The sequence below is a fragment of the Aquiflexum sp. genome (assembly GCF_977115555.1).
Genome location: NZ_CDSBKL010000052.1, coordinates 1 through 16,376, shown reverse-complemented (window position 1 = coordinate 16,376; position 16,376 = coordinate 1). Strand labels below are relative to the sequence as shown.

General features: G+C 39.8%; 16 protein-coding genes. 10 read left to right on the top strand and 6 right to left on the bottom strand.

Going from position 1 to position 16,376, the window contains the following annotated elements; all coding sequences use genetic code 11:
- On the top strand, positions 1-213 hold a 213-nt coding region (locus ACZFYI_RS05365; protein WP_462523092.1), incomplete at its 5' end, for a hypothetical protein.
- A 138-nt stretch (positions 214-351) separates the two neighbouring features.
- On the top strand, positions 352-849 hold the full coding sequence (locus ACZFYI_RS05360; RefSeq protein WP_462523091.1) for a UpxY family transcription antiterminator: 498 nt from the start codon (positions 352-354) through the stop codon (positions 847-849).
- An 82-nt stretch (positions 850-931) separates the two neighbouring features.
- Here the strand turns inward: ACZFYI_RS05360 and xseB are convergent, their stop codons facing one another.
- From xseB to ligA, 5 genes are read right to left on the bottom strand one after another with little or no spacing between them, the layout of a single operon-like run.
- Positions 932-1,126: an exodeoxyribonuclease VII small subunit gene (gene xseB, locus ACZFYI_RS05355; protein WP_462523090.1), complete on the bottom strand. Its 195-nt coding sequence runs from the start codon at positions 1,124-1,126 to the stop codon at positions 932-934.
- Entirely contained in the window at positions 1,116-2,432 is a 1,317-nt protein-coding gene (gene xseA, locus ACZFYI_RS05350; RefSeq protein WP_462523089.1) for an exodeoxyribonuclease VII large subunit, read from the bottom strand. The genes xseB and xseA overlap by 11 nt, the downstream gene beginning before the upstream one ends.
- A 58-nt stretch (positions 2,433-2,490) precedes the next feature.
- Complete coding sequence (dapA, locus tag ACZFYI_RS05345; RefSeq protein WP_462523088.1) at positions 2,491-3,348, bottom strand: 4-hydroxy-tetrahydrodipicolinate synthase; 858 nt, start codon at positions 3,346-3,348, stop codon at positions 2,491-2,493.
- Entirely contained in the window at positions 3,342-3,842 is a 501-nt protein-coding gene (locus ACZFYI_RS05340) for a DUF6913 domain-containing protein (RefSeq protein ID WP_462523087.1), read from the bottom strand. Before ACZFYI_RS05340 ends, dapA begins: the two co-directional genes overlap by 7 nt.
- Entirely contained in the window at positions 3,839-6,301 is a 2,463-nt protein-coding gene (ligA, locus tag ACZFYI_RS05335; RefSeq protein WP_462523086.1) for an NAD-dependent DNA ligase LigA, read from the bottom strand. Before ligA ends, ACZFYI_RS05340 begins: the two co-directional genes overlap by 4 nt.
- Positions 6,302-6,452: 151 nt before the next feature.
- Here ligA and ACZFYI_RS05330 point away from each other — a divergent pair, with 151 nt between their 5' ends.
- The 8 genes from ACZFYI_RS05330 (at position 6,453) to ACZFYI_RS05295 (ending at position 15,316) form a co-directional block, all read left to right on the top strand.
- A complete protein-coding gene (locus tag ACZFYI_RS05330) occupies positions 6,453-7,085 on the top strand; it encodes a TetR/AcrR family transcriptional regulator (RefSeq protein WP_462523085.1) in 633 nt (210 codons plus the stop codon).
- A 50-nt stretch (positions 7,086-7,135) separates the two neighbouring features.
- Positions 7,136-9,196, top strand: coding sequence for a methionine--tRNA ligase (metG, locus tag ACZFYI_RS05325; RefSeq protein WP_462523084.1), 2,061 nt, complete (start codon positions 7,136-7,138; stop codon positions 9,194-9,196).
- A 185-nt stretch (positions 9,197-9,381) separates the two neighbouring features.
- Positions 9,382-10,809 (top strand): circularly permuted type 2 ATP-grasp protein, encoded by a 1,428-nt coding sequence (locus tag ACZFYI_RS05320; protein ID WP_462523083.1) that lies wholly within the window; start codon positions 9,382-9,384, stop codon positions 10,807-10,809.
- A gap of 6 nt (positions 10,810-10,815) precedes the next feature.
- On the top strand, positions 10,816-11,796 hold the full coding sequence (locus ACZFYI_RS05315; RefSeq protein WP_462523082.1) for an alpha-E domain-containing protein: 981 nt from the start codon (positions 10,816-10,818) through the stop codon (positions 11,794-11,796).
- Positions 11,793-12,524 carry a peptidase gene (locus ACZFYI_RS05310; RefSeq protein WP_462523081.1) on the top strand — a complete coding sequence of 244 codons (732 nt, stop codon included), beginning with the start codon at positions 11,793-11,795 and terminating at the stop codon, positions 12,522-12,524. Before ACZFYI_RS05315 ends, ACZFYI_RS05310 begins: the two co-directional genes overlap by 4 nt.
- Before the next feature lie 10 nt (positions 12,525-12,534).
- The gene (locus ACZFYI_RS05305; protein WP_462523080.1) at positions 12,535-13,374 is read left to right on the top strand and encodes a transglutaminase family protein; all 840 of its coding nucleotides are present in this window, start codon (positions 12,535-12,537) and stop codon (positions 13,372-13,374) included.
- A 199-nt stretch (positions 13,375-13,573) separates the two neighbouring features.
- Positions 13,574-14,863, top strand: coding sequence for a metallophosphoesterase (locus ACZFYI_RS05300; RefSeq protein WP_462523079.1), 1,290 nt, complete (start codon positions 13,574-13,576; stop codon positions 14,861-14,863).
- A gap of 69 nt (positions 14,864-14,932) precedes the next feature.
- Entirely contained in the window at positions 14,933-15,316 is a 384-nt protein-coding gene (locus ACZFYI_RS05295; protein WP_462523078.1) for a DUF4174 domain-containing protein, read from the top strand.
- A 384-nt stretch (positions 15,317-15,700) separates the two neighbouring features.
- Here ACZFYI_RS05295 and ACZFYI_RS05290 read toward each other — a convergent pair whose 3' ends face one another.
- A complete protein-coding gene (locus ACZFYI_RS05290; RefSeq protein ID WP_462523077.1) occupies positions 15,701-16,117 on the bottom strand; it encodes a CBS domain-containing protein in 417 nt (138 codons plus the stop codon).
- Positions 16,118-16,376: the final 259 nt, after the last annotated feature.

Below are 16,376 nucleotides of genomic sequence, written 5' to 3'. Positions count from 1 at the left end.
TTGGCTATAGGAATGAACATTAATTTTGGTACACTATTGAGTTCTTTTGATCCTCAATTCTATGTAGGGGGAGATAATGCGGCATTTTGGGGACCGATGGCCTGGACTGTAATATTTGGTCTAACCTTTGCGACCTTCTTGACGTTAGTAGTCGTACCTGTCATGTATTTATTGGCAGATAAATTAAACATGTTGATTCGAAGATTGAAATAACATGATTAAATAAAGGTTGGTGGTTTTTAAATGTTAAAACCCTCGGAGTCATATTCCGGGGGTTTTTTGTTTTTTGAAAAAGCGATGCCTTGAAAGAGCTTAAAATCCTTATTTTTGCAACGATTAAATGATTTTTATATGTCGGAATTGCAGTGGTTTGTTTTATACACAACCTCAAGATCGGAGAAAAAAGTAGCCAAAAGATTGGATGAAATGGGTATTGAAGTCTATTTGCCTATCATCGAAGAATTGAGGCAATGGAGTGACAGGAAGAAAAAAGTCCAAAAGGCGCTATTCAACGGCTATGTTTTTGTCAAAACTTCCAAACCAAAATTATGGGAATCTCTTCAGGTACCGGGAGCGGTGAAGTTTGTCAATTTTTCGGGGGAACATGCCACAGTCAGAGAAGAGGAAATAGCTACCATCAAAAGAATCCTTGATACAGGAGTGGCCGTGGAGACGGACGGATCTGATATTGAAGCAGGGGAGCAAGTGGAAATTTTGGGAGGCCCGCTACAGAATATGAAAGGAGAATGTGTAAATAAGGGCAACAAAGATTACTTTATCATCAGGATTCCCGGCATCAACCAAAATCTACTTGTGAATATTGAGAGGAAATACCTAAAGGTTTTGTAAGGGATTCACTTTTTCTCAATCTTAGGGTAAATTTGGAATCAACATATGAAATGAAAAAATATTCCTACAATTGAATCCGATATTATTCTTCTTCCAAAGCCTTGGAAATTTCTGATTCGGTCGATTTCAACTTCTTTTTGCAATTCTTGACAAGGGTAGCCGCCTCTTTCACCAAGTCTGACAATTCGTCCATTCCTTTTTCTCCACTTTCGAGAATCGATACAATTTCCTCGATTCGGTTGATGGCTTGATCATAACTCATCGGTTTATTTTCCATAGTCTTTGATTTCGTTGATGGTACTTGATAGTACCTTGTTTTTTGAAAATGTTTGTAATTCCTGACCCTTTTGAGGTATTGTTTTATGGATAGGGATTCCATTTATTTCTGACCTGGTATATCCTTTTTCAAAAAAAGTGTTGGGGTCGGATCTTGTCAGATCTTTTTCTAATAATTCAAGTTTTTTGTTTTCCTTTTCAAGAAAAACTTTCCATGATTTGTTTAAATTTTGACTTAAGTTAGTCAGGGATAAGGTACTGATTTTGATTTGGTTTTGATAAGAAGATTGAATCCTGTTTTGAAAGAATATCAGCCTTTCAGCATTTTTTCCCAAATTGAATTTGACAAGATTTTTCAACCTGTTCTCGAGATCCACCATCTTTCTTTCTTCCTGAAGTAGCATCTGTCCTGCAAATCTGCTCAGGTTTTTTGTCCAGAGATTGAGTCTGTCTTCAAAATCTCTGAAACCGGAAAGAATAAATTCGGCAACTGCTGTAGGGGTTTTCATTTTGGTATGGGATACCAAATCGGCAATGGTTTCGTCCCTTTCATGGCCTATTCCTGTCAATACAGGAAGCGGAGATTTGGCAATGGCTAATGCAAGACCATAATCGTCAAAACAATCCAGATCCAGTTGCGCACCACCCCCGCGGATCAAAACTATGACGTCAAATCGTTCTTTACCTTGATCTGCCTCAATTTTTTGAAAAGCAGCCACCATTGTTGCTGCGGCATCTGTTCCTTGCAGAGTAGCTTGGTATAGCTTATGTACAACCCTATATCCAAATCTGTTGTGATCAATCTGATTTGCAAAATCTCCATATCCGGCAGCGGTTACAGAACTGATGACAGCGATTTTTTGCGGAACAGTCGGAAGCGCAAATCTTTTATTCAAATCCATCATTCCCTCTCGGGACAGGCGGTCAATGATTTCTTGCCTGATCCTCGCCCTTTCTCCCAAAGTGAAGTTAGGATCAATGTCTTTGATGTTGAGGCTGATACCGTAAAGTTCATGAAATGTAACTGTCACTTGAGCCAAGATTTTCATGCCGGCACGGAGTGATTGCCCGGTAGTGGCTTGAAACCTTCCTGCAATCGTTCTGTAGGAATAGGCCCAGATATTGGCGCGCATTTTGGCAGCAATCTGATTTCCCTGTTTTTCTACAAGGTCAAGGTATGCATGTCCTTGGCCAGCCTGTTTGAGTTCACCGATTTCTGCCACCACCCAGTAGGCTGATTCCAGATGGACATCAAGTGTTTCACGGATCAGTTGGTTGAGGGCTAAAAGGGAAATGGACTGCTGCATGTCTGAAATTAATCAAAAAGTAGGGTAGAGGCAAGATTATAAAGAAATGCCCAACTAATTAGTTTACCAAATTTTTCAAAATCCGCTCTTTAAGGCTTTCAGTGGCTTTGACTAATGGAAGCCTTACAGTTTCCCCGCAGATTCCGAGATGGCTCATGAGGAACTTCAGTCCTACGGGATTGGCTTCCTCATACATCATAGGGTTGATATCCAATAGTTTGAAAGCAGCTTCTTTTGCATCTTCAAGGTTTCCATGACATATTGTTTTGAAAAGCGAAGGATAGGCATTTGCCAAAACAGAAATCACACCCTGTCCGCCAATGACCCGCATGGACGGCGTCAGGATATCATCTCCCGAGATCAAAAGGAAATCCTTTGGCATCCTTGCAGCGATCCTCATACATTGGGAAAGATCACCGCTAGCTTCTTTCATTCCGATGATATTTGGATGATTGGCTAGGAGTATTGTCGTTTGGAATGTCACATTGGACATGGTTCTACCGGGAACATTGTATAAAATCACCGGAACAGGGCAAGCATCAGCTATGGCGGTATAATGTGCAATTATCCCTGCTTGGGTTGGCTTGTTGTAATAAGGACTGACAGATAATATGGCATCAATTCCATTAAAATCTGTTTCCCCGATTTCTTCCAATACCCCTGCAGTATTGTTCCCCCCGATGCCGTACACCACAGGAATTCTTCCTGCATTAAATTCCAAGGCAGCTTTCAAAACCTGTTTTTTTTCCGATTTGGATAAGGTAGCACTTTCACCGGTGGTCCCGCATACTACCAAGTAATCCACACCTCCATCGATGACATGGTTGATTACATTTTGTAATCCTGCAAAATCAATTGATCCATCTTCAGAAAAAGGAGTGATTAAGGCTACTCCTGTGCCATGAAATTTCAACATTTTTCTTTTATTTTTTTGAAATAAGCCATCAGCTTTTCCAGGTTAGGGCTAAGTTTTTCGCCTTCTTGTTTTATCATAAAGTCCAAAAAAATGCTGTTTTCTTTAGAGAAAAAGCCCATTTTGAACCTGCTTTTGTTTGCAAGCAGCAAATAACGCAAATATGGGCTAAGGTGTAAAGTCGGCACTAAAATAAAATCGAGTTTTTCTTCCAAAAACTCATTGAAGTAATCCGTAGGCAAACCCCAATTTGAAAAATGAACAGGAGAAATGGCTTCTACATCGGAATCCTCTTCAGAGAAATATCCGCCAATGATCCTGATATGGAAACCCCAGATCTTCCTTAGAATCTCTTTTGCCTCTATAAACTCTTCTTTATTTGAGGCTAGAATTCCCACACGTTTTGGATTAGTAGGAAAAGAAACATCGGTTTCTTTTTTCGTTTTGATGGCTTTTTCCAATTGCCAAACGATCATTTTGTCCTTAATCCATTTCATGGTTCGATGGGTTTTTCTATCATAGTCATGAATTCTTCTTCTGAGATCAATTTGATGCCCAATTTTTCTGCCTTTTCTTTTTTGCTCGGCCCCATTTCTTCCCCTTCGATGATAAAATCAAGCCCCTTTGAGACAGACTTCAGGTATTGACCTCCATTGGCTTCAATAAAATCAATGATTTCGTCTCTTTTGAAATGGTTGAGTCTTCCGGAAGCTAAGATTTTCATCCCTTCCAATCTGTTGCTTTGCAATGCTGTCGTACTTTCCTCGACTTCAAACTTCAGGCCATTGGCTTTCAACCTTTGGATCAAAACCAGATTTTCGGGGTCTCTGAAGTAATCTTGGATACTGATGACTAAGGTTTCTCCTACACCATTGATTTCCAATAATTGTCCGGAACCTGCAGCTATCAAGGCCTCGATATTCTTGAAATGTTTTGCAAGAATTTGTGCAGTGTTCTCCCCGATATTGCGGATGCCAAGTGCAAACAATACCCTTTCAAAAGATTGGTTCTTGGAGGCAGTGATGCCTTCGATCATATTGCTGATCACACCTTCCTGAAATGTATTGGCCTTGAGTTTTTTGATTCGGTCTTCCTGTTCGGGAATAAGTTCCAGCTTCATTTTTAAGAGGATTCCATGGACTGTATTTTCATGGTAAGCAGCTTTGGAAATTTCCGACAATGTAGACTTATTGCCAATCAAAAGGCTCAAAACCAAAGCAACAGGTACATATTCCTCCAAAACCGGAAAAGAGGATGTCATCAAAAGATTCTCAAGGAGTTGGATCGTTCCGACATTCTGCGCGGTTTTCTTTTTACTGTTTTTGATAAATGCCTGAAAATTTTGCAAAACATTGAGCAATGGTTTTTCAGTCTGACTTTCGCAGAAACTTTGTATTGCGGTCAATGAAATACCTTCCGTAAGAGCAAAAAATGCTTTAGGCAAAGAAATATAAAGAAGACCATCATCGGTTTTTTGATACTGGTCCTGACTCATTTCCAATCCAAGGAGGTTTTCCTGCTGTGCTTCAAGTTCATAGATATCTGCAGGATTTTTTATAAAACCTTGGTCTATCAAGGTCCTGATCCTCTCCGTACCCAAGGAGTCGATATCCATCGCTCTTTTGTGTACAAAATGCTCTATCCTTCCAAGAATCTGTGGCGCGCAACCTTTGGTATTGGGACAGAAATGCTTGGCTTCGCTTTCTTTCCTTTCAAGTTTGGTTCCACATTCCGGGCAATGGTCTATGTATTGAATGGGTTTTGATCCGGTAATTCTTTTCTCTAAAACCACCTCGGTTATTTTCGGAATGATTTCTCCACCTTTTTCAACCTGTACCATATCGCCTTCATGAAGGCCTAAGCGAAGGATTTCATTCGCATTATGAAGGGAAGCTCTTTTGACGGTAGTTCCTGCAAGGTGGACAGGGGCTAGGTTGGCAACGGGTGTGATGGCACCTGTTCGACCCACTTGGTAGGAGATGGAAAGCAACCTGGTTGCGGCACTTTCTGCCTGGTATTTATAAGCTATTGCCCATCTCGGGATCTTCGCTGTGAATCCCAATTCCTCCCTTTGGTCGTAGTCGTTGATCTTCAAAACGACACCGTCAGTATCCAATGGAAGTGAAAAGCGCTTTTCCTTCCAAGAATCAATGAAAGTAAGGACACCTTGAATGTCTTGGTATTTATGATGGGTAGGGGAGACATTGAAACCCCATTTTTCGATCAAGGCAATGGCTTCGTCGTGTTTGGTGACTCCGATATCATCACCCAATAATTGGTAGAAATAACAGTTGAGTCTTCTTTTTGCGACTACAGCACTGTCCTGCATCTTTACTGTTCCTGAAGCTGCATTTCTTGGATTTGCGAGTAAGGATTCTCCTGCGATTTCCCTTTCCGCATTGATTTTTTCAAATTCTTTTTTGGGTAAAAAAACCTCTCCCCGTACCTCAAATCGGCTAGGGATATTTTCTCCAAGGATCCCTAAAGGAATATTCCTGATGGTTTTGATGTTTTCAGTGACCACATCGCCTCGGGTTCCATCCCCGCGGGTTACCGCACGTACGAGATGACCGTTTTCATATACCAAGCTGATTGCAACTCCGTCAAATTTCAGTTCGCAGAAATACTCATAATCACGGTGTCCGAGTCCTTTGGCAACCCTTTCGTCAAATGCCAAGAGGTCTTCTTCCGAATAGGTATTTCCCAATGAAAGCATTCGGTAGCCATGTTCGGCAGTTTCAAATTCTTTGGTAATGGTACCTCCAACCCTTTGGCTTGGGCTTTCGGATTCAAGGAATTCAGGAAATTCTTTTTCCAATTTGACCAATTCTTCCAATAACCTGTCAAATTCAAAGTCAGTGATTTCTGTCCTGTCCTCCTGATAATAAAGATTGTTATGGTAATTGATTTGCTTGGTGAGTTCAGCAATCCGAGCTTTGGCCTCAGTTGGGTTCATGGTGGTTTTGGAATGAAAATTATTAGCTAAAGATTCCAAAAATAACTTTTGTGAGAAGAAACACCAAGGATTCTTTTGGGCGGAATTGACATTTTACACCATGGGGCAAAAATAAAGGGGAATTCCTATATTTGCGCGTCTATTCCAATACATGAGCAAGAAATCAGATACAGAAAACAAAATCCTTGAAGTGGCCTACCAATACTTTATCAAGCAGGGCTATAAGAACACTACCATGGATGAAATAGCCCATGAATTGGGAATGAGTAAGAAGACACTTTACAAATATTTCCCGGGTAAATTGGAGCTCCTTGCTGCCACTTTTGACATCCTTAAAACCAGGCTTTCGATCAAAGTTGCAACTTTGTTGGATAATAAATTGATACCATATACGGTCAAGCTGAAGTCTCTACTGACTACTGTGGCTTCGGATATTTCCACTATTAACCCCAAAATATTGGATGAGCTCCGAGACCACGCCCCTTCTATCTGGGAGGATTTGTTAGCCTATATCAGAGAATCGGGGTATTTGAGATTCCAAAAACTGATTCAGGAAGGTATTGAAAAAGGTTATGTGCTTCCTTATGTAAATGTTTCCTTCATTGTTTTCATTTATACTTCTGCGATACAAAATCTGATTGACCACAAATTTTTAAGTCAGTTTCCGGAGGAAATGCGGGCAAGCTTTAACCTAAGTCCAGCGGAAATCTACGATCAAGCCATTCAGATTATTTACACCGGGATCCTTACAGACGATGCCCGCAAAGAAATGGCCTTAATTTGAAATCAATTTCCAATTCTCGCTTTCCATTCTAATTTCTATCTTTGCGGCTTATGAAAAAAAGCGATTTCAAAAGATATACAGTTACAGCGGCATTGCCTTATGCCAACGGTCCATTACACATCGGTCACTTGGCAGGATGCTATATTCCTGCAGACATCTATGTGAGATACCTACGGTCACAAGGCCGCGATGTGGCTTTTGTCGGTGGGTCTGATGAACATGGCGTTGCCATCACCATCAAAGCAAGGAAAGAAGGAATAAGTCCACAAGAAGTCGTGGACAGATACCATGAGCTGATGAAGAAAAGCTTTCAGGAGTTTGGGATAAGTTTTGACCACTATTCCAGGACTTCTGCCAAAATCCACCATGAGACTGCTTCAGGATTCTTTAGGGACCTGTATGACAAAGGAGAATTTTTGGAACAGACTACCGAGCAGTATTTTGACGAAGAAGCGGGACAGTTTTTGGCTGATAGATATATAGAAGGCACTTGCCCCAAATGTGGAAATGAACATGCCTATGGCGACCAATGTGAAAGATGCGGTTCCTCTCTCAGCCCAACGGATTTGATCAACCCGAAATCCAAGCTATCAGGAAATACTCCTGTTTTGAAGGCAACCAAACATTGGTTTCTAGACTTGGCAAAATATACCGATTTCCTCAAAAACTGGATTTTGGTCGAGCATGCGCATGACTGGAAAAACAATGTGCTCGGACAATGCCGCTCATGGTTGGAAACAGGTGATGGTTTGCAGGCAAGGTCAATGACAAGAGACATGGATTGGGGCATTCCTGTCCCAGTAGAAGGAGCGGAGGGGAAGGTTCTTTATGTTTGGTTTGATGCACCGATAGGCTATATCTCTAGTACCAAAGAATGGGCCGCAGAAAAAGGAATTGATTGGGAACCTTATTGGAAATCAGATGGTACCAAACTGGTCCATTTCATCGGCAAGGACAATATCGTATTCCATTGTATTGTTTTTCCTGCAATCCTCAAGACCCACGGAGGCTATGTGCTTCCGAATAATGTGCCTGCCAATGAATTTTTGAACCTTGAAGGAGATAAAATCTCCACTTCCCGCAATTGGGCAGTTTGGCTGCATGAGTATCTGGAGCAATTTCCGGACAAACAGGATGTCTTGCGTTATGTTTTGACAGCAAATGCACCTGAAACCAAAGACAATGATTTCACCTGGAAAGATTTCCAATCCCGAAACAACTCAGAACTTGTCGCCATTTATGGCAATTTTGTGAACAGGGCGGTGGTTTTGACCCATAAGTTTTTTGAGGGAAATGTACCCGCATTGGGAACATTGAATGACCTGGACAAGGATGCTTTGGAAGCTTTGAAAGCCTTCCCCGAAAAAATTTCTTCCTCTATAGAAAAGTACCGTTTCCGTGAGGCCCTTTCCTTTGTTATGGACTTTGCCCGAACGGGAAACAAATATCTTGCAGAGACAGAACCTTGGAAAACCATCAAAGATGACAAAGAGAGAACAGGGACAATCCTCAATATTGCACTCAACTTTGCTGCAAATCTTGCTATAGTTGGCGAACCGTTTTTGCCTTTCACCTCAGCCAAGATATTTGCCATGTTTGGGTTGCAGGGATTGAAATGGTCGGACGCAGGTAGCCACGAATTGCTAGCAACAGGCCAACAGATTTTTGAAGCAGCTTTGTTGTTTGACAAAATCGAGGATGCCACTGTAGAGGCTCAAATCCAAAAACTTTTGGATACTAAAAAGCAAAATGAAATTTCTAACGCCGTAGCAGAACCTATGAAAGATATCATCACCTATGAGGATTTTGCCAAACTTGACATGAGGGTGGTAAAAGTCCTTACGGCAGAACCCATGCCAAAATCCAAAAAACTCCTCAAGTTGACCGTGGATACCGGTTTGGGAGTGAAAACTGTATTGAGTGGCGTGGCCGAGCATTTCAAACCTGAGGATCTGATTGGAAAGCAGGTTACGATGCTGATCAACCTTGCGCCAAGAAAGATGATGGGGATAGACTCCGAAGGGATGATATTGATGGCCGAAGACAGGGACGGAAGCCTGAGACTTCTTCAGCCAAATACTCGGACCTCAGAAGGATCTACGATTTCTTGATTTTAAAAATGGAAAATGTAAAGCCTTGAATTGGAAATCAGTTCAAGGCTTTTTTATTTTGAATATTTCTCAAAGTTCAGAGATTATTTTTAACATACAGGCGAATCGGAGTTCGTTTTTTTGTTTGTTTTTCAAAAACAGGTATATTCAAGCCATATCATTTTTAAAGCCAATAAATCAAGCCTATGGAGACCAATCAATACCAAGTTGGGGATAATTTTGATGAAATGTTTGCCAAAGAGGGTCAGGTGAGGCCACATTATCAGGAATTTCTCAAGGTTTTGGGGAAAACCACCTCAAAAAGAATGTCCCACCTACAATATTCTGCCAATAAGACTCAAGTGGCAATGGGTATGACTTTTAATGTCTACCATGACAACCAAGGAATGGAAAAAATCCTTCATCTGGATATCATTCCAAGGATAATAGCCCATCAGGAATGGAAAAAAATAGAGGCGGGATTAAAGCAACGGATACATGTATTAAATCTTTTTTTGCAAGATATCTACAATGACAGAAAAGTACTCAAAGACAAGATCGTACCTGAAGACTTGATTTTAGGAAGCAAAGATTACCTCAAACCCTGTGAAGGGCTTACTCCTCCAAAAGGGATTTGGTGCCACATCACAGGAACCGATCTTGTAAGGAACAATGATGGGAATTATTACATTCTGGAGGATAATCTCCGTTGCCCTTCAGGTGTGTCTTACATGCTCGAGAGTCGTGAAATAATCAAACGAGCCTATCCGGATCTTTTTAATAAACTTGGAGTGATGCCGGTTTCAGATTATCCGGTTAAACTTTTGAAAATGCTACAATTCATTTCCAATAAAGAAAAGCCTGTAGTCGGGGTTTTGACTCCAGGTATTTACAATTCGGCTTATTTTGAGCATTCTTACCTTGCTCTGCAAATGGGCGTGGAGTTGGTATCCGGAGTGGATTTGATCACCAAAGGGAAGAAAGTCTACATGCAGACCACAAAAGGCTTAGAACAGATTGATGTTTTGTATAGGAGAATTGACGATACATTTTTGGATCCATTGACTTTCAACCCACATTCTATGTTGGGTATTCCTGGGATTTTTGAAGCCTATAAAGCAGGAAATATAGCTCTTGCCAATGCACCTGGGACGGGAGTGGCGGATGACAAGGCAGTATATGCTTATGTTCCAAGATTGATCAAATATTACTTGGGTGAAGATCCGATTTTGGAAAATGTGCCTACTTACTTATGTAGGGAAGAAGAGGACAGAAAATATGTATTGGATAACATAGAAGACCTCGTCGTGAAAGAAACCAATGCAGCAGGAGGATATGGCATGTTGATAGGTCCAAAAGCCACCAAAGAAGAACATGCCAAATTCAGGGACCTTGTCAAAAACAATCCCACCAATTACATCGCCCAGCCAACTTTATCCCTTTCTACTGTTCCCACTTTGACAGATTCCGGATTGGAAGGAAGGCATGTGGACCTTAGACCGTATATATTGTATGGGGAAGAGATCGAGGTTATTCCCGGTGCATTGACCAGGGTGGCTCTAAAAAAAGGTTCTTTGGTCGTCAACAGCTCCCAAGGTGGGGGAAGTAAAGATACTTGGGTTTTATATAATTGAAATACTATGCTAAGTAGAGTTGCAAGTTCGATATATTGGCTAGGGAGATACCTCGAAAGAGCCGAAAATTATTCCAGGTTTATTGATGTGAATTTTAACCTGATGCTTGACCTTCCGCCGGATCTAAAAGAGCAGTGGGAACCTTTGGTCATTACGACAGGTGATAACCAAATTTATCAAACAAAGCATAAAAACTTTGAAAGAAAGGATGTTATCCACTTTTTGACATTTGACACAGATAATCCAAATTCCATTATTTCTTCCATCTCTTTTGCCAGGGAAAACGCCCGGGTAATCCGTGAAAATCTGACCAAGGAAACTTGGGAAAAACTCAATGAATTGTATCACTTTGTATTGAAAAGAGCAGATAAAAAAGACTGGAATAAGGAAGATCCAAGGGCTTTTTTTGAAAGCGTCAAAAATCAGGTGCTTTTGCTATATGGCTTAGCGGACAGTACTGTAGCGCGGACTGAAGTCTGGTATTTCAGGCAATTAGGGCTGTTTTTGGAGCGGGCAGATAAGACTAGCCGGATTGTGGATGTCAAATACCATATCCTCCTTCCCTCAGCAAGTTTGGTGGGTAGTCCTTTGGATTTTTTGCATTGGACTGCTTTGTTGAAATCAGTCACTGCCTTCAACACCTACAGAAGACTCTATGGTAATATTGAGCCTTCGAAGGTGGTGGAATTCCTTATACTGAATAAATATTTCCCTAGATCTGTATTCTATTGTATCAAAGAAGCAGAAAACTGTCTCCACAAAATTTCAGGTTATTCAGAAAGTGGCTACAAAAATTCAGCAGAAAAAGCCATCGGAGAATTGAGGTCCAACCTGGAATTTACTGACGTCCAAGAAATCATCGATATAGGTCTACACGAATATCTCGATCAGCTCCAGATTAAAATAAACGATGTATCGAATAAAATAAACACCAACTTCTTCCAAATTAAAGATAACTTTACCAATCAAACTCAGATTCAGGAATGACCTTTTGCCTCGGAATTAAAACTAAAAATGGCCTGATAGGGCTGTCTGACACCCGCATCACCTCCGGTAATGAAACGACTACTTCTAAAAAAGTATTTACGGTCAACAGGGAAAAGCACTCCTTTTTTATCATGACTTCAGGTTTGCGATCCGTTAGAGACAAGGCAATTACCTATTTTACAGAAGTCATTGAGGATCAAGACGCAAATTTCACCAAACTTTACAAAGCAGTAAATGAATTTGGCAATCAGGTAAAAATAGTAGCCAAGGAAGATAAAGAGTACTTAGAAGAATCAGGACTCAAATTCAATTTATTTTCAATAATTGGAGGACAATTGGAGCATGATAAAGTGCCAAAGCTGTATCTGCTTTATCCTCAGGGAAATTGGATTGAAATAAGGAGGGGGACTCCTTTTGTGATTATTGGAAATACCGGCGCAGGAAACCCTGTACTGAGGCGCTCTTTGGGTTATGAAGAATCTTTGGACTATGCATTGAAATGTGCTTTCCTGGCATTTGATGCCACAAGGATTTCTGCCAATGATGTCGATTATCCAATTGATACTGTGATTTTAGAAAATGATACTTATCATACTATTGAAAAAAGGTTTGAGCAAAAAGAACTTGAACATATTTCTGCTTTTTGGAATAACCGGTTAAAGGAAGCAATAAAGGTATTACCGGCGGAAGTTTTGCAAAAAGCTTTCAGGGAGTTTGAAATTGTGTGAAATTAAAAAAATGAAGTTAAGAATCAGACATTCAACAAGATATACTTACGATCAGAAAGTACAGCTTAATATCCATGAATTTTATCTGATTCCTTTACAGCGTTTTTATTTCAGGGTTTTAAAGTCGAATTGGACTGTTTTTCCAAAACCACAAGGAATCCATGAGAGGATCAATTTTGAAAACAATCCTTACTTTCAGGCTTGGTTTACAGGAGAAACCGATTTTTTGGAAATCAAAAGTGATTTTGAAATAGAAGTCGGGGAGTTTAATCCTTATGGATTTATTATACAACCGCAACCTGTTTTCCCTTTTGATCAATTTCCATATCCCGAGGAATTCAGGGATTATTTAAGGATTTATACAATAGGAGAGAACTTCCCCGGAATCTCTGATTTTGTCAAAGGAGTAATGAAAGAATCGGACGATCTTGTTGGATTTTTGGTATTGCTTTTGGCAAAAATCCATTCCAAGTGGGAGCATATCATCCGTCATGAAGAGGGTATTATGCCTTTGGTGGAAATTTTTGAAAGTAAAACAGGTTCTTGCCGTGACCTTTCATGGATGCTGATGACCATGTTGAGAAGTATCGGATTAGCCTGTAGGTTTGTTAGTGGCTATGCATTCAATCCTGAGCTTAATGCCGGACATGAACTTCATGCATGGGTAGAAGTTTTCCTTCCAGGAGCATCATGGATTGGCTTGGACCCTAGTTTGGGACTTTTGGCAGACAGCCGGTATATTCCATTGGGGATCAGTTATGATCCAAAGTTTGCCTCGCCTGTGGTGGGAAATTATGGAGGTGCTTCCCTATCTCATTTGTCTACTGATGTGGTGATTGAAGTGGTTTGATTTTTTTTCAATATGAAAACGGGAGTGGTGATGTATTGGGTCTCATTTCTCATTTTTCCGTTTTTAAAGCAAATGTCATTTTGTAATAAGAATACATAAACCGAATAATCAACAGCTAATTTCTTTCTCAGTTTTCTTTTTCCCAAAATGAACAAAATCATAAAGGAATATGTATAAAGCATGGTAAATCATCATAAAAATGAGTCAATCAGGTCCAATTATATTTATTTCAATACTTTTTCTACTTATCCTATTTTTGAGTTGGTATGTGTTTCAGGCAATCAAAACAGTCAGCTTAGGGATCGAACTAGTCCGAATCCAACAATTGGTCAAATGGTTTTATTGGATATTTATGGGTATCCTTTCTGCTTGGCTTGTTTTCAAATCGTTTCAGGTATTTTCTAAAGGGGAATTTGCATCCTCAGCACAGGTTTTGTCAAGCGTCTTTATTACTTTGATTGTAACGCAATTGGTGGTAGTAGCCGTTCTTTTGGGTGAGGATATTCTCAGAAATATTCAAGCTATTTCGGTTTTTGTATTGAATGGTGCTAAAGGCTATTCATTTCCATCGAGGACAGTTTGGGTGAGTGTGATGGCCTTGACGTTGGCTTCTGTTCCATTGTTCAGTTTTGTGTATGGGATTAAGTATGGAAAATACAATTTCAAAGTTCACAAGGAAGTCTTGTATTTTGAAGACTTGCCTGAGGCTTTTGATGGCTTTACCATCACCCAAATTTCAGATATCCATTCGGGAAGCTTGAAGGATCACAAAGCGGTGGCAAGTGGTGTACAAATGGTGTTGGATCAAAACTCTGATCTATTTGTCTTTACTGGTGACCTTGTCAACCACAGGGCGGATGAAATAGAACCTCTGATTAAGGAATTTGGAAAAATAAAAGCTGAATACGGTCAATTTTCAATCTTGGGAAATCATGATTATGGCGATTATTCTTCATGGCCGAGCCCCGAAGCCAAAATTGAAAATTTTGAGAAACTGAAGGCGCAGCATGCCAAGCTTGGTTTCGATTTGCTTTTGGATGAAAATATCCGACTAGAAAAAGACGGTCAGTCCATCGTGCTTGCAGGTGTTGAAAACTGGGGAGTAGGCTTTAAGGAAAAAGGTGATCTTCAAAAAGCGCTGAAAGGAACGGATCAAAAAGATTTTAAAATATTGCTGTCGCATGACCCTTCGCATTGGGATGCCCAGGTCAAAAATAATCCAAATCCTGTTCATCTGACGCTTTCGGGACATACCCATGGGATGCAGTTTGGGATTGAAACACAGTTGGTCAAATGGAGTCCTGTTCAGTACCGATATCCCAATTGGGCGGGTTTGGCTGAAGAAAGCGGGAGCTATTTGTATGTGAATAGAGGTTTTGGATTCCATGCTTTTGCCGGAAGGGTAGGGATTTGGCCGGAGATTACCGTGATCGAATTGAAAAAAGGGAAAAAACCTGCTGCAATTCACTTGGCTTCAGCTGAAAACTGAGAATGTGAATTTTAAACAAAGCATTAGGTATTGAGTTTTAAAGTCATGATTTGGTTAATCTCAATCTTGATGGTTTTAAATTTCAATGAAAAAGAAGGTGTTACACTTGATGATTTGAAGTGGAAAAACAGGATTGTTTTATATTTTCCTATCCAAGGTCAAGAGATAAAAATTGATCTCAATGCACTTGAAGTTGAAATTAAGGAAAGGAAAATCATTTTTTTATCAATTGGAGAGAAATTCACCACAAATTCAGAAGCCGTTTTCCAAAGTGATTACCTCGAAAGTCTACAAGAAAAGTTTGCGATGGAAAAAAATCAGAGCAATTGGGTGTTGATAGGATTGGATGGAGGTGTAAAATTAAATAAGGAAGGATTGCCTGATTGGGAATATATTTTCAAGACTATAGATTCTATGCCGATGAGGCAATCAGAAATCAGAAAATCATTTTAAAATATTTTTTCATCGATTATACTATTTCAATAATTGGAATACTTTTTTCAATAATCAGATCAAAAATACCCTAATCAGGTTATTTTTTAGTGAGGTTCAAGTTTTTAGATTTGGGTAATAAAAAAAAGTACTAATAATGAAGTTTTATTATTTATCTTCAAATCCGAATTCAGATGGGTATTTTGAAATCCATCATCGTGAATGTCCAAATATTCCAACATTTCATGACAGGTTGTATTTGGGTCCTTTCAACAGTGGACCGGAAGCTTTGAATCAAGCTCAATCAACCAATTCAAGATCGGTCATTTGTAAAGTTTGCCAAAGTGCATCAATGGTACCAAGATTTTCGAAATTTTCGGATTCTGATCAAATCCAATCCAATTCTTAATACTGATCAAGCAAATATTGGATTACATCTGTTGTCGTTACAATTCCTTTCAGTTCATCCCCTGCCACTACAGGCAAAGCATGAAATTCTTCATTTGCGAATATTTCTGCAATTTCTTTGATAGAATCATCTTCAGAGACCACTTTTGGTTTGGAAGTCATTACCTGACTGATGCTTAGGATTTCCAATACAGCCTCGTCAGCCCCTTCCTGATTTTCGAACAGCGCACCAAAAGTAAGTCTGTTGATATCAGTCCGGCTGATGATACCAGTAATTTTTCTTCCGGACAGCACAGGAATATGTCTTATTTTATGTTTTCTGAACATTTCCACCACTATTGAAAGTTTTTCATTTTCCTGAACAGTGAATACCTCTTTGGTCATTATTTCTTTAACTGGTTCGCGCTTTTTCATGATTATAGTTATTTTTAATGTCACCTCAATTTACATTGGTATAAAATCTCAAAAGCTGATTAAAGTCATCTTTAAAGTTGACTTTGAACTTAATTAATTTAAAAAAGATATATCTCAATCCATTTAAGTCCTAGAATTGGAAAAAAACAACAAAAGCCTTTATAGCTTTAGATTTATTCAGGAAAATAGTATTTTCGAATCCAAATCGGGGTGTGGCGCAGTCCGGTAGCGTACACGTCTGGGGGGCGTGTGGTCGCAG